Below are 24066 nucleotides of genomic sequence, written 5' to 3' on the forward strand. Positions count from 1 at the left end.
CTATCGAGGTGGAGCGGACTCTCCAAGGAGTGCAGCGCGGGCTTATGAATACGCGCCCCTGGAAAGGGTCGGCGCTCGCCGTCACCGCACCATGGTCTCGCGATCCCAGGCCTTGTAGTCGGGCGAACCTTGGATGCGGATCGGACCGTCGTAGCCGTATTCCACCATGTGCACGGTCACATAGTCCTCCCCGAAAAATGCGACGCCGTAGGATTGCGGCAGGTCGCAGGCGCTCAGCAGCTGCGTCTCGGAGAACAGCGGAAAGCTCGCATGGTTGGTGCCGCGCAGCGACGAGACGGGGACGCCTGCAATCGAGCCTGCGAGAGGCAAGTGGCAATGCCCGAAGAAGACGTGGCGGATCTTCGCACGATGACGGCTGACGAGATGGCGGAAAGGAGCTTCGTCGAGCAGGCCGATCTGGTCGAACGGGACGAGATGCACAGGCATCGGGTTATGGTGCATGAAAAGCAGGAACGGCCCGTCATGCTCGGTAAGCCGGGCCTCGAGCCAGCCGAGACGATCGTCGCAATAGCGGCCGGCGTGCGTTTCCGGATGGGCGGTGTCGAGGAACAGGCAGCGGCCGGCAGCCGTATCGTGGATGCCCTGGACGAAGCCGTTCTCGTCGGCGAGGTCGGGGAACACGCTCAGGAAGGCGGCGCGCCGGTCGTGGTTGCCGATGCACAGCCGCACCGGCAGCGGATATGCGTCGAGGCGCTGCTTGAGCCATTGATAATCGGCGAGATCGCCCCAATCCGAGAGGTCGCCGGTGATCACCATCAATTCGGCGTCGTGATGATCGTGCAGCGCATGCGCCAGCGCCCGCTCGAAATTGACGCGCGGATCGCGGCCGCCGATGGTCGCACCGGGCGCCGTCAGGTGAATGTCGCTCAGATGCAGCAGTTTCATCGCCAGCTCCGGTCATCGAGGCGGCACGGGGCGCCGAGGGCGTCCCGTGCCGGGGGATGTGAGGATGGTCAGCGCGCCGCGCCTGTGGTCTTCGGCAGCAGCTTCTGCACGTCAGCCGTCATGTCGGCGAGGACGGCCTCCGGCTCCTTTGCGCGGGCGCCCGAGATGATCGAATTGAGATGATCCTTGATCACGTCGGTGATCTTCAGGCCGTTGTCGCCGGGGAAGGCGTACCATTTGGTGAGCAGCGCGAGCTGGCTGACCGCGGTGTAGTTGTTGGGGTTCTTGACGTAGAAGTCCTTCAGATAGACCTCGTTGGCAACCTTGTTCGGCGGCATGTAACCGGTGGTCTCCGCCATGATCGCGGCGCCCTTGGGGCCGGTCCAGAATTTCACCGCTTCCCAGGCGGCATCGCGCTTGGCCTTGTCCTTGGCGAGGATCAGCACGACGTTGCCGCCGGCCGGCAGCCTGCCCTTGGTGGAGGCGACGTCCGGGAACGGAATCGTCTTCAGCGCGAACTTGCCGCCGGTCATCTGCGTGACCTTGTTGAGGTCCGAGGTCGAGGTGACGTGGAAGCCGGTCTTGCCGGCCGCGAACGCCGCGCGCATCGACGGCTGGTCGAGATTGGGCATGCCGGCCTCGTTGACGAGCCGCGCGATCGTATTGATGGCGAACTTGCCTTCCGCTCCGTCGAACGCGACCTTGGTCTCGTCGGCATTGAGCATGGTGCCGCCGCGCGCGAACACCGGCGCCTGCCACAGCCAGTTGCCGGTGATGTCCCAGGCATAGGTGACGCCGTTGGTGTCGTTGCCGAGCGCCTTGATCTTCTTGGCCAGCGCGATCAGCTCGTCCCAGCTCTTCGGCAGATTGTTCACGTCGCCGCCGGCCTGCTTGACCAGGTCGAGGTTGACGTAGACGATCGGCAGCGAGATCGCGAAGGGCAGGGCGTAGACCTTGCCGCTGGCGGTGCCGATGTCGAACATCGCCTGGTGGAAGCCCTGCTTGTCGAAATCCTTCTCCGCGGCGATGTAGCCGTCGAGCTCGGCCGGGATGTTCTTCTCGACTAGGACGCGGATGCGGTTCAAGCCCTGGAACGAGACGTCAGGCATCTGATTGGTCACGGCCTCGCGCAGCACCTTCTGGGTGCCGTCCTCGTAGGATTCGTAAGGCGCCCGCATCGTGACCTTGATCTCCGGGCGCACCTTGGCGAATTCCTCGGCGATGCGCTTGTGCGTCTCGGTGAACAGCTCCGGATAGGGATATTGCATCACGATCTCGGTCTTTGTCTGCGCGAGCGCAGATCCGGCCGCAAGCGACAGAGCCGCCGCGGCGATGATGGTCTTCAGCATGATAGACTCCTTGTTTGAGGTGACGTGGCTACTTGATCCCGGTGAGGGTGATGCCCTCGATGAAACGGCGCTGGGCAAAGAGGAAAGCGATGACGAGCGGCGCGATGATCACGATCGCCGCCGCCATCAGCGGGCCGTAGCTGGTGCCGGCCTCGCTGTTGCGGAAATGGGCGACCGCGAGCGGCGGCGTGCGCAAGTGCTCGCTGTTGAGCACGATCAGTGGCCAGAAATAGTCGTTCCAATGCGCGACCACGGAGAAGATGCCGAAGGCGGTCACTGCGGGAATCGCGGCCGGCAGCATCACCCGCCAGACGATGCCGAATTCGGAGATGCCGTCCATGCGCGCGGCGTCGACGAGATCGTCGGGCACCGTCTTGAAGAACTGGCGCATCAGGAAGATGCCGAACACCGAGATGGTGAAGGGCAGGACCAGCGCGGCATAGCTGTCCAGCAGCCCGGCCTTGTGCAGCAGCAGGAAGACCGGGACCGCGGTCGCCTGTGGCGGGATCAGGATCCCGAACAGCACGAGCTCGAACATCGTCTCACGGCCGAGGAAGCGAAGCTTTGCGAGCGCGTACGCCGCGGGCAGCGCCACCATCACCTGCAGCACGAAGATCGAGACCGTGACGATGATTCCGTTGAGGAGGAAGCGCAGCAGATTGGCCTTGGCGAAGGCCTCGCGCAGGTTCTCCATCAGCGCGAACCGGTAGGGGATCAGGTGCAACTCGCTGGAGAAGATCTCGGTCTGCGGCTTGGACGCGGTCGAGATCATCCAGATGAACGGCGCCAGCATCACCGCGGCGCCCGCGATCAGGAGCACGTGGCGGAGGATCGCCCGGAATGGGCTGGGATGCGCGTTGCTCATGTGTAGTGCACGCCGCGATCGGCGAGCCTCGATTTGATCAGCGTGAGCAGGAGGACGAAGACGAGGAAGACGACGGTGATGGCCGCGGCATAGCCCGAGCGGAAGAACTCGAAGCCTTCCGTGTACATCGTGTGGATCAGAACCTCGGTGGATTTCGACGGGCCGCCCTTGGTCAAGACGTGCACGGTGTCGAACACCTGGAACGAGCGGATGCCGGAGATCACGACGACAAAGGTCGTGACCGGCCCCAGCATCGGCCAGGTCACGAGGCGGAAGCGCGCCCAGCCGCTCGAGGCGCCGTCGATCTCGGCCGCCTCGTAGAGCTGCTTGGGAATGGAGACGAGGCCGGCGAGGAACAGCACCATGTTGAAGCCGACGGCCTGCCAGATGCCGATCGCGCACAGCGCATAGAGGGCGGTGCTGCGGTCCTGGAGCCATGCGAAGGCCGGCAGGCCCGCGCCGCGGAGAAGCCCGTTCACCAGGCCGAATTGCGGATGCAGCATGAATTCCCACACCACCGCCATCGCGATCAGGGTCGCCATCACGGGGAGGAAATAGATCGTCCGGTAGAGGCTGCGCAGGCTGGTGCCGCTCTGGATCAAAAGCGCGATCGCAAGGCCGGCGATCACGGCGCCGGGCACCACGATCACGACGTAAGTCAGCGTGTTGCGCAGCGCGGTCCAGAACACCTTGTCGGCGAACAGGTCCTGGTAGTTGGCGAGCCCGATCCAGGAGAAATGCGGCGCGCCGAGCTGATAGTCGGTGAAGGAGAGGGCGATCACGCCGGCGAGCGGACCGAGCAGCATGACCAGCATGAGCGCGGCGGCCGGCGTCACCAGCGCGTAGGCGGCATGGCTCCGCCTGCTGCCATGGGCCGGCAGCGTGCGCCTCGTCGTGCCCGCGGGAGCAACAGTCGCCCCGATGGTGATGGAGCCGTCAGACATGGGCGGGCTCACGGATGCGCTCGGCCTGCTCCATTCTGAGCTCGATCCGTTTCCCGGCCGGATCGAACATCCGCACCGCGTCAGGTGCGAAGCCGAAGGCGACGGAGCTTGCCATCGCCGGTAAATGCTTGACGTCCGCGAGCCGCGCGATCTGGCGCGACCCGGTGCCTTCGACCGCGAGATGCACGAAGGCCTCGGCGCCGAGATTCTCCAGATGGACGACGGTTCCGGAGAACGGCCCGGTGCCGAGCTCGATCCGCTCCGGACGGACCCCAATGCGGCAATCGCCGGCCGCCGCATTGCACGTAAGTTTCAAGGCGGTCCCCAGCACATCGACGCCGCCGTCCTTGCGGATCCGGCCGGGGAGAACGTTGATCTTGGGGCTGCCGATGAATTCGGCAACGCGGATGTCGCCGGGCTCGTTGTAGATCTCGGCCGGCGTGCCGGCCTGGATCAGCTCACCGCCCATCATGACGGCGATCCGGCTCGACATCGTCATCGCCTCGGCCTGGTCGTGCGTGACGTAGACGAACGTTGCCTTGAGGCGGCGATGCAGCTCGGCGAGCTCTGCGCGCATGTGGACGCGCAGCTTGGCGTCGAGATTGGAGAGCGGTTCGTCGAACAGGAAGGCGACCGGCTCTCGCACCATGGCGCGTCCGACCGCGACGCGTTGCCGCTGTCCGCCGGACAATTGTCCGGGCTTGCGCCGCAGCAATGGGGTGATGTCGAGCTGCTCGGCGATGCCTTCGATGTCGGCGCGAATGTGCCGTTCCTTGGCGCGCCGGCCCGGCAGCAGCGCACCCAGTAGCGGCAGTCGCTCGATCGCGGAGAGGCGCCGCATCCGCAGCGGCACCGCGATGTTGTCGAAGGCGCTCAAATGCGGATAAAGCGCATAGGATTGGAACACCATCGCGAGGTTGCGCGCGCTCGGGCGAATGCCGTCCACGGCGCGGCCGTCGATGTGGACCTCGCCGGAATTTTGCGGCTCGAGCCCGGCAATGATGCGAAGCAGGGTCGACTTGCCGCAGCCGGACGGGCCGACCAGCGAGATGAACTCGCCGTCGGCGATGCGGAAATCGATGCCTTTCAGGACGTCGGTGCCGTCAAAGGACTTGCGGATTGCGGATAGTTCGATTTGCGCCATGCGCGCTGATCCCCTGCTGGTCCGTTTGCGGCGCACGAGGAGTAGGAAGCGCGTCTGACATTCACATAACGGTCAATGGCCCGGCTTATGGTCGTCCCAAGTTTTGCTTTCAGGTCCGGAAGACGGGGAAGAACGATCTTGGGTTGCTTGTTGTGGCGTTGACGTCGTCGCGTGTCCGGGCGGTCAATGCGGTGTTCGAGACCGGCAGCTTTGCCGCTGCGGCAAGGCGGCTCGGGGTGTCGCAGCCGGCCGTTGCGCAGCTGGTGCGGGATCTGGAGGCCGAGTTCGGGGTGGCGCTGTTCGACCGACACGGCCAGACCCTGATCGCGACGTCGCTGTGCCGGCGGCTCTATGCCGCAACGAGCCGCATGCAGGCGGTCGAGGCGGATGCGCTCGCCATCCTGCAGCAGCGCGACGAGCTCACGGGGGGTGAGCTTCGCATCGGGCTCGGCAACGCCATGCCCGGCATGGCGTTGATCGCGGCGTTCCGCAATCTCTATCCGAAGATCCAGATCAACATCGAGATCGGCAGCTGGTCGGCGATCATGGCCGCGGTGGTCGACCAGCGCGTCGACGTCGCCGTACTGCCGGAGGTGCCGCAGGACAACCGCTTCCGGCGCGAGCCCTGCGTGCAGCAACGCGTCGTTGCGATCTGCCATCCCGTTCACGACCTCAGCCGCCAGTCGCGCGTGTCCATCGCCGGCCTCATGCAATATCCGCTGGTGTTCCGGACCCGGGATTCCGCGACCCAGCGCGCCGTCGACCGGGCGTTTCGCGCCCTCAACCTGCGCGCCAGTCCGGCGATCATCGTCAATACGCGCGAGGGGATGCTGGAGGCGGTGGCCAACCGGCTTGGCGTCGGCTTCGTCTGGGAGCACGGCTCGAGCCGCATCGACCGGATCGCGAAGGTGGCGATCGCGGAAATCGAGGCGGAGACGCCCGAATACATCTTCTCGCTGGCGGGCAAGCGCGGCAAGCTGGTCGAGCTGTTCTACCTGGCCCGAAGCCTTTCGCGCCCGGCCGACGGCGCCGATATCCTGGCCGCGCCCTGAGCGGCGGCCGCCTTCCCGCCGCTTTGGGTTGTGCTGAACTGTGACGGCAACCGTGATGTTGCGCAGCGGGACGGTAAGGTATTTGCGTATTTTCCGTCCCCGAAGTTTGGTTACCCGGCCCAAGATGGGCTATGCTCCCCGCTGCGTCGACGACAAGAATGAGACGTCGGGAGATGGCATGGGATACCAGCGGCGGACGGGGCTGCGTCCATGATAACCTTACCCAGATTGGCAGCTGAATCGCTGGAGCAGTTCCTCGGCAACTTCATGCGCCGCCGGTACGATGAGACTTCCGCAAGCATCGTTGCCAGCGCAACCCGTACCGCGATGGAATGCATCGGCAACAGCGATGCGCTCTACCACAATATCGAGCATACGATGCTGGTGACCCTGGCCGCCCAGGCGATCCTCCGCGGCCGAAGCCTTCATACCCATCTTTCGGCGGAAGATTACGTTCATGTCTTGATCGCCTGCCTCGCCCACGACATCGGCTATGTCCGCGGGCTGTTCGAGGAGGACGACGCCGACGGTTTCGTCATCGATGCGGCCGAAACCAAGATCTCGTTGCCGCGCGGCGCGTCGGACGCGAGCCTGATGATGTACCACGTCGACCGTTCGAAGCTGTATGTGACGCGGCGGCTCCGCCATATCCCGGGAGTCGATCCGGAGCGCGTTGCCCGCGCCATCGAGGGGACGCGCTTTCCCGCCCGTGAAGGCCAGGAATACGACGACGAAGCCTCGATCCTGCGTGCGGCCGACTTCATCGGCCAGCTCGGCGATCCCAACTATCTGCGCAAGGCCAACGCGCTCTATTACGAGTTCGAGGAGGTCGGCATCAACCGCCAGCTCGGCTACGACTCGCCCGCCGACATCGTGAACCGCTACCCGCAATTCTATTGGAACAGCGTTGCTCCGCACATCCAGACCGAGATCGGCTATCTCAACAAGACCGAGATCGGCCGGCAATGGATCGCCAACCTCTACAGCAACGTGTTCCGCGCCGAACGTGACATCTCGCTGTCCGGTCCGCAGAAATAGGCGCCTTGTAGCCTCGTAGCCCGGACGGAGCGTAAGCGAAATCCGGGATTCGCGGATACAGGCGTCCCCGCATTGCGCTTCGCTCCATGCGGGTTACAAGAGCTCTGCGCAACGAGATCATCCGTGAGCAAATCATGCAACAAAAAACCATCACCACTGATATCCTCGACATCGCTTATCGCGAATACGGTGCGCCGGACGGCTGGCCCTGCGTCATGGGGCATGGCTTTCCCTATGACGCGAACGCCTATGCCGAGACCGCGCCGATCCTCGCCGAGGCCGGCGCACGCGTGCTGGTGCCCTGGCTGCGCGGGTACGGGCCGACGCGGTTTCGCTTCGCTGAGACGCTGCGCTCCGGCGAGCAGGCGGCGTTAGGTGCCGATCTCCTGGCCTTCATGGATGCGCTCGGTATCAGGCGCGCCGTCGTCGGCGGCTACGATTGGGGCGGGCGTGCCGCCTGTGTGGTCTCGGCGCTCTATCCGGAGCGCGTGGTCGGTCTCGTCTCCGGCAATTCCTACAATATCCAGAACATCGCCCTCGCCATGGAGCCGGCTTCGCCGCCGGAGGAGGCGGCGTTCTGGTATCAATATTTATTCCACAACGAGCGCGGCCGCCGCGCGCTGCAGCGCAACCGCCGCGGCTTTGCCCGTCAGCTCTGGACGATGTGGTCGCCGAAATGGGCCTTCGACGACGCGACGTTCGAGACAAGCGCCGTGTCCTTCGACAATCCCGATTTCGTCGATGTCGTGATCCATTCCTACCGCCATCGCTACGCGCTCGTGGCCGGCGATCCCGCCTATGCGGGGATCGAGGCAAAGCTCGCCGCGCAGCCGACGATCCGCGTCCCGACGATCGCGATCGACGGCGACAGCGACGGCGTCAATTCCGGCACCGCCCACCACGCGCGCAAGTTCGAGGGATTTTTCGAGCGGCGCGTCTTCACCGATGCCGGTCACAATTTGCCGCAGGAGCGGCCCGCCGAATGGGCGCAGGCCGTGATCGACGTGCGGAAAGCGGCTGCGTCATAGGCGGCCTCGAGGCGCCCTCGGCGCACCTCATCGTGAGGGGATTGGCGGGTCGGCACTAGGCCATCCATCCGTTCCCCAAATTTCCCCGACTTTCAGGAACCTTTTCCGATTGCGGCGGTCCAAGCTGTGGGCCCGCTTCCATATGCGGGCTCGTTGCAGGGGAGAAGCTTGATGAAGTCACAAGTGCGCAAGCTGGAACGTGTCGCCGTGGCGCAGACGCCGTCCGATCGGCCTGACAGGGCGGAGGTCGAACAGGCGATCCGGACCATGATCCGCTGGGCCGGCGATGATCCCGCGCGCGACGGTTTGCGCGAGACACCTGCTCGCGTTGCACGCGCGTTCGCAGAGTATTTTTCCGGATACGCGCAGGATCCAACCGAGATCCTGCAAAAGACCTTCGAGGAGATCGAGGGCTATGACGAGATGATCGTCCTGCGCGGCGTTCGCTTCGAGAGTCATTGCGAGCACCACATGGCGCCGATCGTCGGTCGCGCCTGGGTCGCCTATATTCCGCAGGGGCGCGTCGTCGGCATCTCCAAGCTCGCACGCGTGGTGGACGTCTACGCAAAACGGCTCCAGATCCAGGAGAAGATGACCGCACAGATCGCCAACACCATCAACGACGTGCTCAAGCCCGAAGGCGTCGGCGTCATCATCAAGGCGACGCATCACTGCATGACCACGCGCGGCGCGCACAAGCCCGGGACCGATCTCGTCACCAGCCGTATGCTGGGTGTGTTCCGCGACAATGCGCTGACGCGCCAGGAACTGCTGGGGCTCGCCAGTTCGGACGATTGACCTGCGCTCGGCGCTGACCCGCCGCATTCGATCTTGATTTGCGTCAAGGTTGCGGCAGGCGAGGTCTGCTCTGCTGGGTGTTGTCTCGGTCGGGTGCGTGCTATCATGGCGTGTGCCCGGGGGCTTCGCATGCAGGAGTGGCCCATGACAACTGCGTCAGATACGTCTCATCCGTCCGGTCTCGGCTCGGGAATGGCTGCGCTACACGCCAAATGGGGCTGGATCGTCGCGCTCGGCGTCGTCTACCTGATTGCCGGCTTCGTCGCGCTCGGCAGCATGGTGATGGCAACGGTGGCGAGCGTGATCGTGGTCGGCGCAATGATGATCGTCGCCGGCGTCACCGAGGTGATCGGCGCATTCCAGATGAAGAGCTGGGGAAAGTTCCTGATCTGGGCCTTGCTCGGTGTGCTCTACATCGTTGCCGGCTTCCTCACCTTCGCGAACCCGCTCTTCGCCGCGGTTCTGCTCACGCTGTTCCTCGGCGCCTCGCTGCTGGCCTCCGGCGCGGTCAGGCTGTTTCTCGCCTTCAGCATGAAGCGCGAAAGCCCGTGGGGCTGGGTGGCGGTGTCGGCCGTCGTCACGCTGCTGCTCGGGCTGCTGATCCTGGTGCGCTGGCCGGTGAACAGCGTCTACATCCTCGGCCTGTTCCTCGGCATCGACCTGATCATGGCCGGTGCCGGATGGGTCAGCTTGGGCTTCGCCTTGAAGCGGCGCGGCTAAAGCATGATCCGGAAAAGTGCCGAAGCGGTTTTCCGGAAAGCTCATGCGTCAAGAACAACCTGACGCACGATGACGATTCATCAAAATCTCGTCGCGCTTCAGGCGATGCCATCAGCAACTCGACGCAAGACCATCTTGATGAACTCCGCTGATCTGACGCGCTGACAAGAAGCAGCGCGCCGCGCGGTCGTTTCGCCGCGGCGACAATCATTGGGGAGAAACCATGAAAGCCGCTTTGGCCCTGGCCGCAGCGCTGGCTGCCGCCTGCTTGTCCGCTCCTGTCTCCGCGCAAAAATCCTACGGTCCTGGAGTTAGCGACACCGAGATCAAGATCGGCAACACTATGCCCTATAGCGGCCCGGCATCGCCGCTCAGCATCACGGGACGGGTGATCTCCGCCTATTTCGACGAGATCAACGAGAAGGGCGGCGTTGGCGGCCGCAAGCTCAACCTGATCTCGCTCGACGATGCCTTCTCGCCGCCCAAGACCATGGAAGCCGCGCGGCGCCTCGTCGAAGGCGACGGCGTCGCCTTCATCTTCGCCACCATGGGCACGGCGCCGAGCTCGGCGATCGCAAAATATCTCAACAGCAACAAGGTGCCGCAGATCTTCCTGATCAGCTCGGCCTCGAAGTGGAACGATCCCGCCAACATGCCTTGGTCGATCGCGCTGCCCTGGGCGCCGAACTACACCAGCGAGGCTGCGATCGACGTCGCCTATGCCCGCGCCAGGAACCCGAATGCGCGCTTTGCGGTGCTCTACCAGAACGACGACGCCGGCAAGGAATATCTTCGCGGCGTCAAGGAGGCGCTCGGTGCCGACGCCGACAAGGCGATCGCGATGGCCTCGAGCTTCGAGGTCGCCGATCCCACCGTCGATTCCCAGGTCCTGACGCTCGCCAATACCAAGGCCGACGTCTTCATGATCTATTCGGTGACGCCGCGCGCCTGCGCGCAGGCGATCCGCAAGGCGCACGAGGTCGGCTGGCAGCCGACGCGCTTTCTGGCCTCCGGCTGCGCCAACAAGGCCACCGTGATGGCGCCCGCTGGCCTGGAGGCCGGCAAGGGCGTGCTGTCGCTCGGCGCGCTCAAGCCGTTCGTCGAGGCGCCGAAGGACGATCCGGCGATGACGGCCTATATCGACTTCATGAAGAAGCGCCTGCCCAATGCCGACATCAACAACGTCGCCGGCCTCTACGGCTACACCGTCGCCGAGGCGCTGGTGGCGCTGCTGAAGCAGTGCAAGGACAACCTGACGCGCGAGAACATCATGGCGCAGGCCGCGAATCTGAAGAACGTGCCGCTGTCGCTCCTGATGCCCGGCATCACCCTCAACACCACGCCGCAGGATTTCCGCCCGATCAAGGACGGCTACATGCTCCAGTTCGACGGCAACGACTGGGTGGTGGCAAGCGAGCTGTTGCGCGGGACGTGAGAGGCGGGTTCTCGCGGCGGATGCGAAATCGTAGGGTGGGCAAAGGCGCACTTGCGCCGTGCCCACGATCTATCAATGATGACCGAGAAAGAGCGTGGGCACGCTTCGCTTTGCCCACCCTACGAGACTGATGTCTCCATCACGTCATGGCCGGGCTTGTCCCGGCCATCCACGCATTTCCCCGCGGCACGAAGAACGTGGATGCCCGGGCCTTCGCCTCGCCGAAGCGGCTTCGGCCGCGCAGGCGGGATAAGCCCGGCATGACGACCTCAAATGTAGCGAACAGGAGACCACCATGGACTTTCACCACTCCGCCCGTTCGCTGGAGCTCCAGGACCGCGTTCGCCAGTTCATGCAGGCCCATGTCGAGCCGGTCGAGGAGCTCTACTACGAGCAGGTCAAGCCGGAAGCTTCACGCTACAAGACTCCGCAAATCCTTCAGGACCTGAAGCGGCTGGCGCGCGAGCAGGGGCTCTGGAACCTGTTCCTGTCCGGCGAGCACGGGCCGGGTCTGACCAACCTCGAATACGCGCCGGTGAAGGAGATCATGGGCCGCATCCTCTGGGCGCCCGAGGTCTTCAACTGCTCCGCGCCCGATGTCGGCAACATGGAGGTGCTCGCAAACTACGGCACCAAGCCGCAGCAGGAGCGCTGGCTGAAGCCGCTCCTCGAGGGGCGCATCCGCTCCGGCTTCTCGATGACGGAGCCGCAGGTCGCCTCCAGCGACGCCACCAACATCCAGTGCGAGATCCGGCGTGACGGCGACGACTACGTGATCAACGGCCGCAAATGGTTCACCTCGGGCGCGATGAACGAGGATTGCGAGATCCTGATCGTGATGGGCAAGACCGCGCCCGACCATCTCGACCGCCATCGCCAGCAATCCATGATCCTGGTGCCGAAGAATACGCGTGGGGTGCGCATCGTCCGCGACATGCTCACCTACGGCTATGACGATGCGCCGGTCGGCCATCCCGAGATCGTCTACGACAACGTCCGCGTCCCCGCGGAGAACATTTTGCTCGGCGAGGGTCGCGGCTTCGAGATCGCGCAAGGCCGGCTCGGCCCCGGCCGCATCCACCACTGCATGCGCCTGATCGGCTGCGCCCAGCGGGCGCTGGAATTGATGTGCCAGCGCGCGGTCTCGCGCGTCGCCTTCGGCAAGCCGCTCGCAGAGCAGGGCTCGGTACGCGAGGACATCGCGCACTCCTTCTGCGAGATCGCGCAGGCGCGCCTGCTCACCTTGCAAGCCGCCGACAAGATGGACCGCGAGGGCAACAAGGCCGCGCGCGACCTGATCGCCGCGGCCAAGATCGTGGTCCCCAGCATGGCCGCCCGCGTCATCGACCGCGCCATCCAGATCCACGGCGCCGCCGGCGTCTCGCAGGACACGTTTCTCGCGCGCGCTTACGTCTACGCCCGCTTCATCCGCATTGGCGACGGGCCGGACCAGGTGCATCTCGCGGCCGTCGGGAAGGAGCTGATCAGGCGCGGCGGGGTGATGGGGTAGCGCCGTGGTCCGTGGCCGGATTGCGCATCGGCGGCGCTTCGAAGCGCCGCGACGGGCAAGTCCTTTGGCCGCGATCCAGTATGGCCTCAGATCACTGTAGTACATAGTAACTACTGCTGACCGAGAGTGACCCTGCACGCCATGGCGGGTTCACCCGGGTGAAAGAGCACAGATCGCTTTCGCGCGAGAAAACGTCCGATGCCGAAGGCGAGCGCGCAAGACTGGACAGCATCATCGATGCCGAGCGGCGGCACTTGCTCGCGGACCTGCGCGCCGGTCGTCCGGATGTGATCCTCGTGGATACCCGGCTGCTCAGCGCGGTCCCGTTCGACTGGCTGGCCTGGGCAAGGTCCGATCCGGAGCTCCAGGCCGAACTAAGTCGTTACCGCGAGCTCGAGGATGCCGGCGGCCGCGTCCGGATCTTGGTCGCTCGATCGGGTTCGGAGCGGTAACCCCGTTCGGTTGCCAGCCGCGGCACAGGCGCCACGCTCGGCATGCTGACATCATGCCCCTGTTTTGCCCGACGAGTCAAAATCGGTCCGTAAAAACAGCAGGGCTTCGCGCCGGGCCGCCAAGCCATTGAAAAAGCTGACCCCCGTCTACTGTGCATGGGGTTGTTTTTCCGTTTTTGCTGGAGCGACCGTTTTCGCGGCGCCAGGCGGGCCGCTACCCCGCCTTGGCGATGCGACTGTCCGCCGACCCCGCGCGCAGATTCTGGAAGAACGTCTCCACCTCCCGCGACAGCGTCTGCGCCGTCTCGGTCAGGCTGCTGGCGGCGGTGAACACCGAAGCCGCCGCAGTATCGGTCTCGCCGATGGCATCGCGCAGCGAGGTGATGTTCGCCACCAGCGTCTCGTTGCCTTGGGCAGCGCTTTGCGCGTTGGAGGAGATCTCGCGCGTGGCCTGGTCCTGCTGACTGACGGCGCCGGCAATCGCGGACGTGACCTCGTTGATCTCGCGCACCGCCCCGCCGATCTCGCGCACGGCGTCGACGGCGTTCCGCGTCGAGGCCTGGATCATCGCGACGTTCTCGCTGATCTCGGCCGTGGCCTTGGCGGTCTGGCCCGCGAGCGCCTTCACCTCGTGGGCGACGACGGCAAAGCCGCGGCCGGCATCGCCGGCGCGCGCCGCCTCGATGGTGGCGTTCAGCGCGAGCAGGTTGGTCTGCTCGGCGATCGCCTGGATCAGGTTGAGCACGCCGTCGATGCGTTGCGTGGCTGCAGCGAGGCTCTCGATCTCGGAGATCGACTTCTCGGTGCGCTGGCCGGTCTGCTCGACCGCGCCGGCGCTCTGCCGCACCTGGCGGCCGATCTCCACCACCGAGGCCGAAAGCTCCTCGGCCGCGCCCGCCACCGCGGTGACGTTGTGCGAGGCCTGCTCGGTGGCGTTCGCCGCGGTGCCGGCGCGGCTGCTCGCATCCGCAGTGACACGCGTGATGGTCTGCGCGGTCTCGCGCATGACGGAGGCGTTGTCGCTGAGGCCGCGCATGATCGCGCCGATCGCCTCGCGAAATTGCTCGACGGACCGCTCGACGTGACGGGCGCGCTCCTCGCGCGCGGCGGCGTCTTGCGACACTTGCGAGGCGAGGTTGCGGTTGCGCCCCATCGAGTCCTGGAACACCTGGATGGCGCGGGCCAGCGCGCCTATCTCGTCGGCGCGGTCGGAGTGCGGCACCACGACGTCGTCGGCGCCGTCGGCGACCTGCTTGATGGTGGCGGTGATCGCGGCGAGCGGCCGGGCGATCGAGCGGGCAATGATGACGATGCCAGCGACGACGAGGGCCAGCGCCACGCCGCCGAGGCAGGTGAGGATGAACGACAATGTGCGGGCGGTCTCGGTCTGCTGCGCGATCTGCCTGCCGCGCTCGGCATAGACCTTGGACAGCGCCTCGAGGTCCTTGTTCAGCGCCGAGCGGACGCTGCGGTTGGCGTCGTTGTCGCCCCATTCGCGGCCCGCTGCCGCGTTGATCTCGACGCCGCGCCGCACCAGCTCCTTGCGGAACTCGACGAACTGCTCAATGCGCTTCTTGAAGGTCGCGAACTGCTCGGCATCGTCGGCCTTGACGATGGTCTCCCAGCGCTTCACGACGTCGAGGATCTGGGCGTTGAACTTGAGCAGACCGTCGCCGTATTTCCTCACCACGGCCGGCTCGGTCGACATGTAGATGCCGCGCGATTCCATCACCACCGCATAGACGAGGGAGTTGACCCGCTCGACGTTCAGCGCGGCGGCATTGGCCGTCTCAATCGCGACTGCGAGGTCCGCGCTGCGGCGGCTGTTGTAGTCGGACAAGATCGCGATCGCTGCCGTGAGCAGCGCGAACAGCGCGAAGATCGCATAGAGCTTGCTGGCAAGCGTGAAGCGGCCTGCCGGCTTGGCGGCATTCCCAGATCGGTCGGATGTCATGATGTTCAAGGAGCCCGGATTGGCCTGACCGGCCGGTGAACGGGGTCAGGCAAATTGTTGCAAAACTATGCAGAACGAAGATGGACGCCTCGTTAACGCGCGGCCTGGCCGCCTCCGTCCTTGGTCGAAGGAAAGGCAAGTCATTTCAGCGTCTTGATCCGAAGGTTTAGTTTCAGGATAGTCTTTTGGGATAGTCTTGGAGTCGGCCGTTGGCCGAGCAACCCCGGAGAGACCCTTGGTCTACCGCCACAGCATCGACGCCACGACCTACAGCTTCCCTGACCTGCGCGACCTGCTCGCCAAGGCGACACCCCCGCGCTCCGGCGACCGGCTGGCCGGCATTGCCGCTGCCAGCTCCGAGCAGATGATCGCCGCGCGGATGGCGCTCGCCGATGTGCCGCTCGGCCAGTTCCTGCAGGAAGCCGTCGTTCCCTACGAGGCCGACGAGGTCACCCGCCTCGTCATCGACAGCCATGACGCCAAGGCGTTCGCGCCGGTGGCATCGCTGACGGTCGGCGCCTTCCGCGACTGGCTGCTGTCGGACGCCGCAACGCCCGAGATCCTGCCCAAGCTGGCGCCCGGCATCACGCCGGAGATGGCGGCCGCGGTGTCGAAGCTGATGCGCAACCAGGATCTGATCCTGGCGGCGCGGAAATGCGAGGTCACCACCGCCTTTCGCAACACTATCGGCCTGAGGGGGCGGATGAGCACACGCCTGCAGCCGAACCATCCCTTCGACGATGCAAGGGGCATCACCGCCTCGATCCTCGACGGCATCCTGCTGGGGGCGGGCGATGCCTGCATCGGCATCAATCCCGCCAGCGATGACCCCGCCGTCATCGCGCAATTGCTGCGGCTGCTCGACGAGATCATCGCGCGGCTGCAGATCCCGACGCAAGGCTGCGTCCTGACCCATGTCACGACGACGCTGTCGCTGATCGGGCAGGGCGTGCCGGTCGACCTCGTCTTCCAGTCGGTCGCGGGCACCGAGGCCGCCAACCGCAGCTTCGGCATCGACCTCGCACTGTTGAAGGAGGCGCAAGAGGCCGGGCTGTCGCAGTCGCGCGGCACGGTCGGGCGGAACCTGATGTATTTCGAGACCGGCCAGGGCTCGGCGCTGTCAGCGGGCGCCCATCACGGCGTCGACCAGCAGACCTGCGAGGCGCGCGCCTATGCGGTCGCCCGCGCCTTCGCTCCGCTGCTGGTCAACAGCGTGGTCGGCTTCATCGGCCCGGAATATCTCTACGACGGCAAGGAAATCATCCGCGCCGGGCTGGAGGATCATTTCTGTGGCAAGCTGCTCGGCCTGCCGCTCGGGGTCGACATCTGCTACACCAACCACGCCGAGGCAGATCAGGACGACATGGACAATCTCCTGACGCTGCTCGCCGCCGCCGGCGTCACCTTCATCATGGGTGTTCCCGGTGCCGACGACGTCATGCTGAACTACCAGTCGACGTCTTTTCACGACGCGCTCTATGTCAGGGACGTCTTCGCGCTGCGCCGCGCGCCGGAATTCGACGACTGGCTGGCGCGCTCGGGCATTGCAGGTGCCGATTTCCGGATTGCCGGCGATGCAGGCCTGCTGCCCGATTTTGCCGCGCGGCTGATCGCATGAGGCGGAAGGTCAACTCGGTTGGGAAACCATCGGCGCCTCTCGGAATTATGCTTACGCCACAATATTGAGAAATTCCGGCGACAGCATTACGCTATGTGTCGGGCTGGCAATTTCCGCACCATCGGTTGAGTGTGGCGGGGGAGCTTTGATGCGAGCTGAAAGTAACGGAACGTCCCGGCGGATTCTCTGCGTGTTTCCGCGCTACACCTCGTCCTTCGGCACGTTCGAGCATTCCTATCCCCTGACCGATGGCGTCCGCGCCTTCATGCCGCCGCAAGGGCTGCTGCTGATCTCCGCCTATCTTCCGAAGGAATGGCAGGTCAAATTCGTCGACGAGAACCTGCGCCGCACGACGAGGGAGGAGTTCGAATGGGCGGAAGCCGTCTTCGTCAGCGGCATGCACATCCAGCGCCAGCAGATGAACGACATCTGCCGCCGCGCCCATGAGTTCGATCTGCCGGTCGCGCTCGGCGGGCCTTCTGTCAGCGCCTGTCCCGACTATTACCCGTCCTTCGATTATCTGCATGTCGGCGAGCTCGGCGATGCCACCAACCAGCTGATCGAGATCCTGTCGCGCGGCACCTCGCGGCCCGAACAGCAGGTCGTGCTCACGACCAAGGACCGCGTGCCGATGACGGAGTTTCCGATCCCGGCCTACGAGCTCGCCGACGTGAAGAAGTACTTCCTCGGCAGCATCCAATATTCCAGCGGCTGTCCCTACCAGTGCGAGTTCTGCGACATCCCCGGCCTTTACGGCCGCAATCCGCGCATCAAGACGCCGCAGCAGATCATCGCCGAGCTCGACCGCCTGCGCGAATGCGGCATGACCGACACGGTCTATTTCGTCGACGACAATTTCATCGGCAACCGCAAGGCGGCCATGGACCTGCTGCCGCACCTGATCGAGTGGCAGAAGCGGACCGGCTACGTGGTGCGGCTCGCTTGCGAGGCGACGCTCAACATCGCCAAGCGCCCCGAGATCCTCGAGAAGATGCGCGAGGCCTATTTCATCACCATCTTCTGCGGCATCGAGACGCCGGATCCCGACGCGTTGAAGGCGATGCAGAAGGACCACAACATGATGGTCCCGATCCTGGAGGGCGTGCGCACCATTAACTCCTATGGCATGGAGGTGGTCTCGGGCATCATCATGGGGCTCGACACCGACAAGCCGAACACCTCGGAGGCGCTGCTCGCCTTCGTCGAGGAGTCCCGGATTCCGCTGCTCACCATCAATCTGCTGCAGGCGCTGCCGAAGACGCCGCTATGGGACCGGCTTGAGCGCGAGGGGCGGCTGGTCGAGGACGATGGCCGCGATTCCAACGTCGACTTCCTGCTGCCCTATGACGAGGTCGTCGCGTCCTGGAAGCACGCCATGGCAGTCGCTTACGCGCCCGACAAGGTCTACGCGCGCTATCAGCACCAATGCGACCACGTCTATGTGAACCGGCTCAAGGTACCGGTGCCGGACGAGATGAAGACCTGGCGCAGCATCCGGCGCGGCCTCGTCATACTGCGCAACATCTTCTGGAAGGTCGGCGTGCTCGGCGACTATAGGCGCGTGTTCTGGAAGTTCGCGCTGGGCCGCATCAAGCGCGGCGACATCGAAGGCCTGATCGGCTGCACGCTGGTCGCGCACCATCTCATCACCTTTGCGCGCGCGGCCTCCAGCGGCAAGCAGAACGCCTCGAACTATTCGATCCGGCTGCGCGAGGCCTCCGTGCCCGCCGAATGATGCCACATGTCTGACCCGGCCCTGCCGCGCCGTCCGACCCTCGATTTGCGCTCGTTTACGCCTGCGCGCGTCGCGCTGGGGCGCAGCGGCGCGAGCCTGCCGACGAGAGCGTTGCTCGATTTCACGCTGGACCATGCCCGCGCGCGCGATGCTGTGCATGCGGCCTTCGACACGCCGCGTCTCATCGCCGATCTCGACGCACTCGGTGTTGCGGTGACCGAGGTCAGGAGCCGGGCGGTCGATCGCGGCGACTATCTGCGGCGGCCGGATCTGGGACGACAGCTCGACCCCGGCTCGGCTCAGCGTCTGGCACGAAGCATCTCGGCGCCGTGCCAGCTCGCGGTCGTGATCGGAGACGGCCTGTCCGCGGCGGCGGTCCATAGCCATGCGGCGATCGTGGCAAGGCGCCTGTTGCATTCGCTTGCACAGGGGGATGCTGTCGCGGTTCGCCATGTCGTCGTCGCCTCGGGCGCGCGCGTCGCGCTCGGCGACGAGATCGGCGCCATTCTCGGTGCGCGCATGGTCGCGATGCTGATCGGCGAGCGGCCCGGCCTGTCCGCGCCCGACAGCCTCGGCGCCTATTTGACCTTTGCGCCGAGGCCCGGCCGCACCGATGCCGAGCGCAATTGCGTCTCCAACATCCACCACGCCGGGTTGAGCCACGAGGAGGCGGCGTTCAAGATCGCCTGGCTGGTCCGCGAGGGGCTGGCCCGGGAGATCACCGGCGTGGCGCTGAAGGACGAGAGTGCGGACCGCGCGCCGCGCCAGATTGGCACATCCTCGCCGGGATGACGGTCATTCCAGGCTCGGATCGCCACTTTTCTGATCGATTCGGCCGCGCCGGGCCTGCTTGCGAAAAGACCTGTCGACCTGCTAAACCCCTGCCGGCGATTTTCCGCGCATTTTCAAAGGGCAAGCCTCCCATTGGTATGGCGTTTTCAAGCCGTTCGCGGCGCGCGATAAGCTCACAGGCCGAGCCGATTTAGGAACTGGATAAGGCATGCTCGAAAAGCACAGCGAGAGTGAGGTTCATGTCGACAAGGTCGAGCAGGGATCTACGTCCTCCATCGCCTTCGGGCTGGAGCGTCTCGGGCTGATCGCCGTTCGGGCCCCGATCGTCTCCTGCATCGTCCTGCTCGCGCTGATCGTCGGCGCGGTGTTCGGCATCTACCGGATCAAGATCGACGATTCGCTGTCGCAGCTGTTCCGCTCCGACACCCGCGAGTTTCGCCAGTACGAAGAGGTCACCAAGAAATTCCCGGCGGAGGAGTTCGACGTCCTCGTCGTGGTCGAGGGCAAGACCCTCCTGGAACGCAGCAACCTCGAGAAGCTGCGCGACTTCGTCACCGACCTGCAGCTGGTCGAAGGCACGCGCGGGCTGGTCTCGCTGTTCTCGGCGCGCCAGGCGCCGGCCCCCGGCAAGCTGCCGGCGGCCCTGTTCCCGCCCGAGCTACCGGAGGGCGCGGCCTATGACAAGTTCATCGAGACCGTCAAGAACAACGAGATCATCCGCGGCAAGCTGCTGTCGGAGGACGGCACATTGGCGCTGGTCGTGCTGTCGCTCGATCCGGAGGTGGTCGCTTCCAACAAGTTGACCAAGACCGTCGCCGACATCCGTGCGCTGATGAAGGAGACGCTCGGGGACACCGGCCTCAACGTGCAGCTCTCCGGCGTCCCGGTGATGCAGCTCGAGATCCGCAACGCGGTTGAGCGCGACGGGCTGACCTACAACATCCTCGGCATCCTCGCCGGCTGCATCATCGCCATCATCTTCTTCCGCAAGATCTCGTTCATGATCGCGGCGGCATTCCCGCCGATGATCGCTATCCTGCTGGCGCTAGGCGCGCTCGGCTGGGCCAATTTCAACCTCAACATGTTCCTGAACGTGATGACGCCGCTCATCATGGTGATCAGCTTCTCCGACTCGATGCAGCTGACCTTCGCCGCGCGCGACAGGCTGATCGCGGGCCAGGACAAGTTCACCGCGTTCAAGAACGCGGTGCTGGTGGTGGGCCCGGCCTGCGTGCTGACGCATGGCACCGCCGGCATCTCCTTCATCGCGCTGCAATTCTCCGATTCCGACCTGATCCGCAAGTTCGGCGAGGCGGGCCTTGCCGCCACCATCATCGCGCTGGTCGCGGTGCTGTCGCTGGTGCCTGTCTTCGGCGTGCTGTTCGTGCGCAACGAGAAGATCTTTGCAGTCAAGTTCCAGGGCGCTGATGCCGGCGTACAGGCGCTGCGCAATTTCTGCTACTGGATTGCGGTGCGCATGGTCGGCCGGCCCGGCCTGTTCAGCCTGCTGGCGGTGCTGTTCGTCGGCGGCCTCGGCGTCATCTATGCCAATCTGGAGCCGCGCTACCGGCTCGCCGACCAGGTGCCGGACAAGCGCCAGGCGGTTGCCGCCAGCGACCGGTTAGACGCCAAGCTGACCGGCGCCAATCCCGTCAACGTGCTGATCGTGTTCCCGAAGGGTGAATCGCTTTATTCGCCGCAGACGCTCCAGACGATCGCCGAGGTGCACGCGACAGTCGAGAAGTCCGCAGGGGTCGGTAACGTGTGGTCGCTGGAGACGCTGCGCCGCTGGCTGGCGGAGAAGGCCGGCAGTGCCGACGTCGCGACGCTGAAGGAATATGTCAGCGTCATCCCCGAGCACCTGGTGCGCCGCTTCATCGACGCCGAGCAGGACGCTGTCGTGGTAGCCGGCCGCGTGCCGGACAAGGATTCCAGCCAGCTCCTGCCGATCGTCGACAAGCTCGATTCGGAGCTCGACGCCGTTCGCAAGAAGCATCCGGGCTATGAGATCGCCGTGACGGGTCTCGCCGCCATCGCCGCGCGTAACTCGGCCAACATGATCGAGAAGCTGAACCACGGCCTCACGATCGAATTCGCGCTGGTCGCGATCTTCATCGGCCTCGCCTTCCGCTCCTGGGTGGTGACACTCGCCTGCATCCTGCCGGGCATCTTCCCGGTGGTGATGTCGGGCACGGTGCTGTGGGCCATGGGCGAGGGACTGCAATTCGCCAGCGTCGTCGCGCTGACCGTCTCGTTCGGACTTGGCCTCTCCGCCACCATCCACTTCCTCAACCGCCTGCGGCTGGAGAACAAGCCGGGTGTCGGCTCGGCGCTCGCGGTGGAGCGGGCCACCGTGCTGGTGGGACCTGCGCTGATCCTGACCACGGTGGTGCTCGCCTGCGGCCTTGTCGTCACCGTGTTCTCCGACCTGCCATCGCTGCGTCTGTTCGGCTGGCTCAGCGCCTTCTCGATGGTGATGGCATTGGTCGCTGATCTCTTCATCCTCCGGCCGACGGCGATGTGGCTAATCAATCTGCACGCCAAGCTGCATGGCGCGGACAAGCAGGCGATCTGAGGGGCCGGCGCCGGACCGCCCTCACGCGCCGATACGAACGATTCCGTAAGGATTGAACTTGAAGTCGCCCTCGGCGTAGTCCTGCTCCCGCGACAGCGCGAGCTTGCGGTCGCGCAGCGTTGCCTCGATGCCGCGCTCGGCCATTGCGTCCGCGATTTCGTCCATCAGATTCGCTGCGTTACGGTCGCTGCCGCGCGATCGCGCGACATAGATTTCCGGCAGTCCGACGAGGTGGAAGCCGACGCTTTCGTTGTAGGTGTCGCCGGCAAGCGGACGCTTGGCGAAGGCGAGGCGACAGGATCGGCCCATCGCTGGCGTGACGGTAAGGCCCTGGTTCGTGTTTGCGGCGGCCTTGCACTCGCGGGCCAGTTGCCGCCATCGCGTGAGTCCGTGGGCAACGCCCGCGCTTTCTCCTTTCACGGCCGTGGCGCCGGCCTCGATCATCTCCTCGACAATTCGCAAGGCGGCAGCTGAATAGGCGACCGTCTTGTGCTGCTCCATCGGCGGGCTCAGCACGTAGAGGACCGCTTTGTGATTGAGTACGGCCATTTCGTCCGCCTCGGACCACGCTTTCGGAAAGACGCGGTCCCAGCACACACCGAAAGAGCGCTCCATGTGCGGATCGGGTTTGGCTTGCGAATAGGTGCGGTCGATCTCGAAGCCGAAATCGGCGATCGTCTTCGCCACCGCCTTGGGCGGATGCAGCAGGCTTTCATTCTTGCCGAGGAAGCAGAGTACGTGACGCGGCTTCACGGACGAAGGCTGCATGTTCGCTCCCTGCTGATCGCTGGCGAAGGCGCGGCTGGCCACGAAGAGCCCGGCGGCCTTCAGCAGATGTCTGCGGATCGGGTCCATCTCAGCAAATCCAGCCGGTCAGTTCGTGTCAGCAAAAAGCCCCCGGCTCGCGAGAACCGGGGGCATGTTCCTCATTGCGTGCGAAAGGCCTTCAGCCCTTCGTCATCGTGATGTTGACGCCACGGATCTCGCCCTTGGACGAGATCTGCACCGTCTGCTTGGTGCCGTTGGTGCGCAGCGACAGGTTGGCGGCAAAGCCGTTGGCCTCGACGAAGACCTCGATCTGGCCGCCGCCGGCGGTGCCCTGGAGATTGCCGAAGATGTTGCGGCTGGACTCGCTCCAGTTGCCGGAGATGCGGTCGCCCTGGCTCGTCACGTCGCTGGTGAGGTTGAACTTGTAGCTGTCGGAGGCGCAGCTCAGCGCCTGCTTCAAGTTGAGGCCGCTGCCGGCGACCTTATAGTCCGCTTTGCAGCGAATGCGCTCGGTGGAGCCGTCGGACAGCGACACCGTGCCGGTTCCGGTCCACGCGCCGTCGAAGCCGGCAAACGGTCCGGACGACTGTGCGTGGCTTGCCGATGCCGAGAAGAGCAGCGCCACCCCGATGCCGGCCGCCCTGATTGCCAGTCCAGATCGCCAAAAGAATGTCATCTCGAATATCCCGCTTTGGAACGACGTTCGCTTCGATCGAGAACGTCTCGCCACATCGAAAGTTTAGTGCTCCGAGCAAGTCGCAGGTTCAAAGCCCGGCGGCCAGAGACGGCGGTTCACGCGGCCGCGCCGTGCTTCCAGGGGCCGCGATTTGCCGCGCTTCGTCATGTTTCCGGCAGCCGAGGACGGGCGAAGAGATGCAGCGCGGCAACAGGTCTGCATTAAAACGCAATGCTCCCGAATTATGATGTAGTATCAATCCCTTACATCTGTCAATGAAGGCGCGGGGAAGACCTGATTCGGCGGGGGCGGCGCCAATTTGGCCGCATTTGCCAGTGCTTGTGCCTTCCCTGAGGCCGCTACAAGCGGCGACTTGCCATCAGAACCAATCCGTTCCGGCCATCCGCCCTGCGCAGTCCGGGATCGGTGCGATTCTGCCGTCAGAATGAAGGAATACAATGCGCAATCTTCTCGTCGCTCTCACCCTGCTGTCGGCCTCCCTTTCGACGGCAGCGTTCGCCCAACAAGGGCGTGGCACGGACGCCGAGCAGAAGGCCTGCACCCGCGATGTGCAGAAGTTCTGCCGCCCGGTCATCGACCAGGGCGATTTCACCATCCTGGCCTGCCTCAAGGAGAACCGGGCCAAGATCTCGCAGGCCTGCGACCAGGTGCTGAAGAACCACAATCAATAAACTCGGCCATTGGCC

21 protein-coding genes are annotated in these 24066 nt (G+C 64.9%); 13 read left to right on the forward strand and 8 right to left on the reverse strand.

The genetic code is table 11. The annotated features are described in order from the left end of the window. Window positions 1-81: 81 nt before the first annotated feature. The 5 genes from I6F37_RS22540 to I6F37_RS22560 form a co-directional block, all read right to left on the reverse strand. Window positions 82-906 carry a phosphodiesterase gene (locus tag I6F37_RS22540; RefSeq protein WP_225152733.1) on the reverse strand — a complete coding sequence of 275 codons (825 nt, stop codon included), beginning with the start codon at window positions 904-906 and terminating at the stop codon, window positions 82-84. 68 nt (window positions 907-974) lie between these two features. After that, window positions 975-2255: an ABC transporter substrate-binding protein gene (locus tag I6F37_RS22545; RefSeq protein ID WP_225152734.1), complete on the reverse strand. Its 1281-nt coding sequence runs from the start codon at window positions 2253-2255 to the stop codon at window positions 975-977. A gap of 28 nt (window positions 2256-2283) precedes the next feature. Then, window positions 2284-3120: a carbohydrate ABC transporter permease gene (locus tag I6F37_RS22550; RefSeq protein WP_225152735.1), complete on the reverse strand. Its 837-nt coding sequence runs from the start codon at window positions 3118-3120 to the stop codon at window positions 2284-2286. Continuing rightward, a complete protein-coding gene (locus I6F37_RS22555; protein WP_225152736.1) occupies window positions 3117-4064 on the reverse strand; it encodes a carbohydrate ABC transporter permease in 948 nt (315 codons plus the stop codon). Before I6F37_RS22555 ends, I6F37_RS22550 begins: the two co-directional genes overlap by 4 nt. After that, on the reverse strand, window positions 4057-5208 hold the full coding sequence (locus I6F37_RS22560) for an ABC transporter ATP-binding protein (protein WP_036006137.1): 1152 nt from the start codon (window positions 5206-5208) through the stop codon (window positions 4057-4059). The genes I6F37_RS22555 and I6F37_RS22560 overlap by 8 nt, the downstream gene beginning before the upstream one ends. Before the next feature lie 152 nt (window positions 5209-5360). On the opposite strand from I6F37_RS22560, the gene I6F37_RS22565 reads away from it, so the two are divergent. From I6F37_RS22565 to I6F37_RS22600, 8 genes are all read left to right on the forward strand, one after another. Beyond that, complete coding sequence (locus I6F37_RS22565) at window positions 5361-6260, forward strand: LysR family transcriptional regulator (RefSeq protein ID WP_225152737.1); 900 nt, start codon at window positions 5361-5363, stop codon at window positions 6258-6260. 210 nt (window positions 6261-6470) lie between these two features. Then, window positions 6471-7298 (forward strand): HD domain-containing protein, encoded by an 828-nt coding sequence (locus I6F37_RS22570; protein ID WP_036006127.1) that lies wholly within the window; start codon window positions 6471-6473, stop codon window positions 7296-7298. Window positions 7299-7432: 134 nt separating this feature from the next. Beyond that, window positions 7433-8326 (forward strand): alpha/beta fold hydrolase, encoded by an 894-nt coding sequence (locus I6F37_RS22575; protein ID WP_036006132.1) that lies wholly within the window; start codon window positions 7433-7435, stop codon window positions 8324-8326. Window positions 8327-8497: 171 nt separating this feature from the next. Then, the gene (gene folE / locus I6F37_RS22580; RefSeq protein WP_036006126.1) at window positions 8498-9124 is read left to right on the forward strand and encodes a GTP cyclohydrolase I FolE; all 627 of its coding nucleotides are present in this window, start codon (window positions 8498-8500) and stop codon (window positions 9122-9124) included. Window positions 9125-9268: 144 nt separating this feature from the next. Further along, entirely contained in the window at window positions 9269-9844 is a 576-nt protein-coding gene (locus tag I6F37_RS22585) for an HdeD family acid-resistance protein (RefSeq protein WP_036006124.1), read from the forward strand. Between the two features lie 223 nt (window positions 9845-10067). Next, entirely contained in the window at window positions 10068-11279 is a 1212-nt protein-coding gene (locus tag I6F37_RS22590; RefSeq protein ID WP_036006122.1) for an ABC transporter substrate-binding protein, read from the forward strand. 295 nt (window positions 11280-11574) lie between these two features. After that, window positions 11575-12789, forward strand: a complete 1215-nt coding sequence (locus I6F37_RS22595; RefSeq protein WP_036006121.1) for an acyl-CoA dehydrogenase family protein — start codon at window positions 11575-11577, stop codon at window positions 12787-12789. Window positions 12790-12947: 158 nt separating this feature from the next. Further along, window positions 12948-13241 (forward strand): hypothetical protein, encoded by a 294-nt coding sequence (locus I6F37_RS22600; RefSeq protein ID WP_036006118.1) that lies wholly within the window; start codon window positions 12948-12950, stop codon window positions 13239-13241. A gap of 214 nt (window positions 13242-13455) precedes the next feature. Here the strand turns inward: I6F37_RS22600 and I6F37_RS22605 are convergent, their stop codons facing one another. Further along, window positions 13456-15195 carry a methyl-accepting chemotaxis protein gene (locus tag I6F37_RS22605; protein ID WP_225152738.1) on the reverse strand — a complete coding sequence of 580 codons (1740 nt, stop codon included), beginning with the start codon at window positions 15193-15195 and terminating at the stop codon, window positions 13456-13458. Between the two features lie 235 nt (window positions 15196-15430). On the opposite strand from I6F37_RS22605, the gene I6F37_RS22610 reads away from it, so the two are divergent. From I6F37_RS22610 to I6F37_RS22625, 4 genes are all read left to right on the forward strand, one after another. Continuing rightward, window positions 15431-16813 (forward strand): ethanolamine ammonia-lyase subunit EutB, encoded by a 1383-nt coding sequence (locus tag I6F37_RS22610; protein ID WP_225152739.1) that lies wholly within the window; start codon window positions 15431-15433, stop codon window positions 16811-16813. Between the two features lie 148 nt (window positions 16814-16961). Continuing rightward, complete coding sequence (locus tag I6F37_RS22615; RefSeq protein ID WP_225152740.1) at window positions 16962-18548, forward strand: B12-binding domain-containing radical SAM protein; 1587 nt, start codon at window positions 16962-16964, stop codon at window positions 18546-18548. Window positions 18549-18554: 6 nt separating this feature from the next. Further along, window positions 18555-19340 (forward strand): ethanolamine ammonia-lyase subunit EutC, encoded by a 786-nt coding sequence (gene eutC, locus I6F37_RS22620; protein ID WP_225152741.1) that lies wholly within the window; start codon window positions 18555-18557, stop codon window positions 19338-19340. Window positions 19341-19548: 208 nt separating this feature from the next. Continuing rightward, window positions 19549-21915 (forward strand): RND family transporter, encoded by a 2367-nt coding sequence (locus tag I6F37_RS22625; protein WP_225113511.1) that lies wholly within the window; start codon window positions 19549-19551, stop codon window positions 21913-21915. A gap of 21 nt (window positions 21916-21936) precedes the next feature. On the opposite strand, the gene I6F37_RS22630 is transcribed toward I6F37_RS22625, so the two are convergent. Together I6F37_RS22630 and I6F37_RS22635 are read right to left on the reverse strand one after the other, a co-directional pair. Then, window positions 21937-22770, reverse strand: a complete 834-nt coding sequence (locus tag I6F37_RS22630) for a hypothetical protein (protein WP_036006100.1) — start codon at window positions 22768-22770, stop codon at window positions 21937-21939. Window positions 22771-22861: 91 nt separating this feature from the next. Then, the gene (locus tag I6F37_RS22635; protein ID WP_036006098.1) at window positions 22862-23359 is read right to left on the reverse strand and encodes a hypothetical protein; all 498 of its coding nucleotides are present in this window, start codon (window positions 23357-23359) and stop codon (window positions 22862-22864) included. Between the two features lie 458 nt (window positions 23360-23817). On the opposite strand from I6F37_RS22635, the gene I6F37_RS22640 reads away from it, so the two are divergent. Further along, complete coding sequence (locus I6F37_RS22640) at window positions 23818-24051, forward strand: hypothetical protein (RefSeq protein WP_025035011.1); 234 nt, start codon at window positions 23818-23820, stop codon at window positions 24049-24051. Window positions 24052-24066: the final 15 nt, after the last annotated feature.

Source organism: Bradyrhizobium sp. NBAIM08, from assembly GCF_020193935.1.
In the GTDB taxonomy this organism is placed as follows: domain Bacteria; phylum Pseudomonadota; class Alphaproteobacteria; order Rhizobiales; family Xanthobacteraceae; genus Bradyrhizobium; species Bradyrhizobium yuanmingense.

Excerpts from the sequence above, each read along its gene's own strand:
- I6F37_RS22545 (WP_225152734.1), bottom strand. The coding sequence starts at position 2,255 with ATGCTGAAGACCATCATCGCCGCGGCGGCTCTGTCGCTTGCGGCCGGA.
- I6F37_RS22560 (WP_036006137.1), bottom strand. The coding sequence starts at position 5,208 with ATGGCGCAAATCGAACTATCCGCAATCCGCAAGTCCTTTGACGGCACC.
- I6F37_RS22540 (WP_225152733.1), bottom strand. The coding sequence starts at position 906 with ATGAAACTGCTGCATCTGAGCGACATTCACCTGACGGCGCCCGGTGCG.
- I6F37_RS22605 (WP_225152738.1), bottom strand. The coding sequence starts at position 15,195 with ATGACATCCGACCGATCTGGGAATGCCGCCAAGCCGGCAGGCCGCTTC.
- folE (WP_036006126.1), top strand. The coding sequence starts at position 8,498 with ATGAAGTCACAAGTGCGCAAGCTGGAACGTGTCGCCGTGGCGCAGACG.
- I6F37_RS22595 (WP_036006121.1), top strand. The coding sequence starts at position 11,575 with ATGGACTTTCACCACTCCGCCCGTTCGCTGGAGCTCCAGGACCGCGTT.
- I6F37_RS22585 (WP_036006124.1), top strand. The coding sequence starts at position 9,269 with ATGACAACTGCGTCAGATACGTCTCATCCGTCCGGTCTCGGCTCGGGA.
- I6F37_RS22635 (WP_036006098.1), bottom strand. The coding sequence starts at position 23,359 with ATGACATTCTTTTGGCGATCTGGACTGGCAATCAGGGCGGCCGGCATC.
- I6F37_RS22550 (WP_225152735.1), bottom strand. The coding sequence starts at position 3,120 with ATGAGCAACGCGCATCCCAGCCCATTCCGGGCGATCCTCCGCCACGTG.
- I6F37_RS22615 (WP_225152740.1), top strand. The coding sequence starts at position 16,962 with ATGCGAGCTGAAAGTAACGGAACGTCCCGGCGGATTCTCTGCGTGTTT.
- I6F37_RS22630 (WP_036006100.1), bottom strand. The coding sequence starts at position 22,770 with ATGGACCCGATCCGCAGACATCTGCTGAAGGCCGCCGGGCTCTTCGTG.
- I6F37_RS22640 (WP_025035011.1), top strand. The coding sequence starts at position 23,818 with ATGCGCAATCTTCTCGTCGCTCTCACCCTGCTGTCGGCCTCCCTTTCG.
- I6F37_RS22625 (WP_225113511.1), top strand. The coding sequence starts at position 19,549 with ATGCTCGAAAAGCACAGCGAGAGTGAGGTTCATGTCGACAAGGTCGAG.
- I6F37_RS22590 (WP_036006122.1), top strand. The coding sequence starts at position 10,068 with ATGAAAGCCGCTTTGGCCCTGGCCGCAGCGCTGGCTGCCGCCTGCTTG.
- I6F37_RS22570 (WP_036006127.1), top strand. The coding sequence starts at position 6,471 with ATGATAACCTTACCCAGATTGGCAGCTGAATCGCTGGAGCAGTTCCTC.
- I6F37_RS22555 (WP_225152736.1), bottom strand. The coding sequence starts at position 4,064 with ATGTCTGACGGCTCCATCACCATCGGGGCGACTGTTGCTCCCGCGGGC.
- I6F37_RS22575 (WP_036006132.1), top strand. The coding sequence starts at position 7,433 with ATGCAACAAAAAACCATCACCACTGATATCCTCGACATCGCTTATCGC.
- eutC (WP_225152741.1), top strand. The coding sequence starts at position 18,555 with ATGTCTGACCCGGCCCTGCCGCGCCGTCCGACCCTCGATTTGCGCTCG.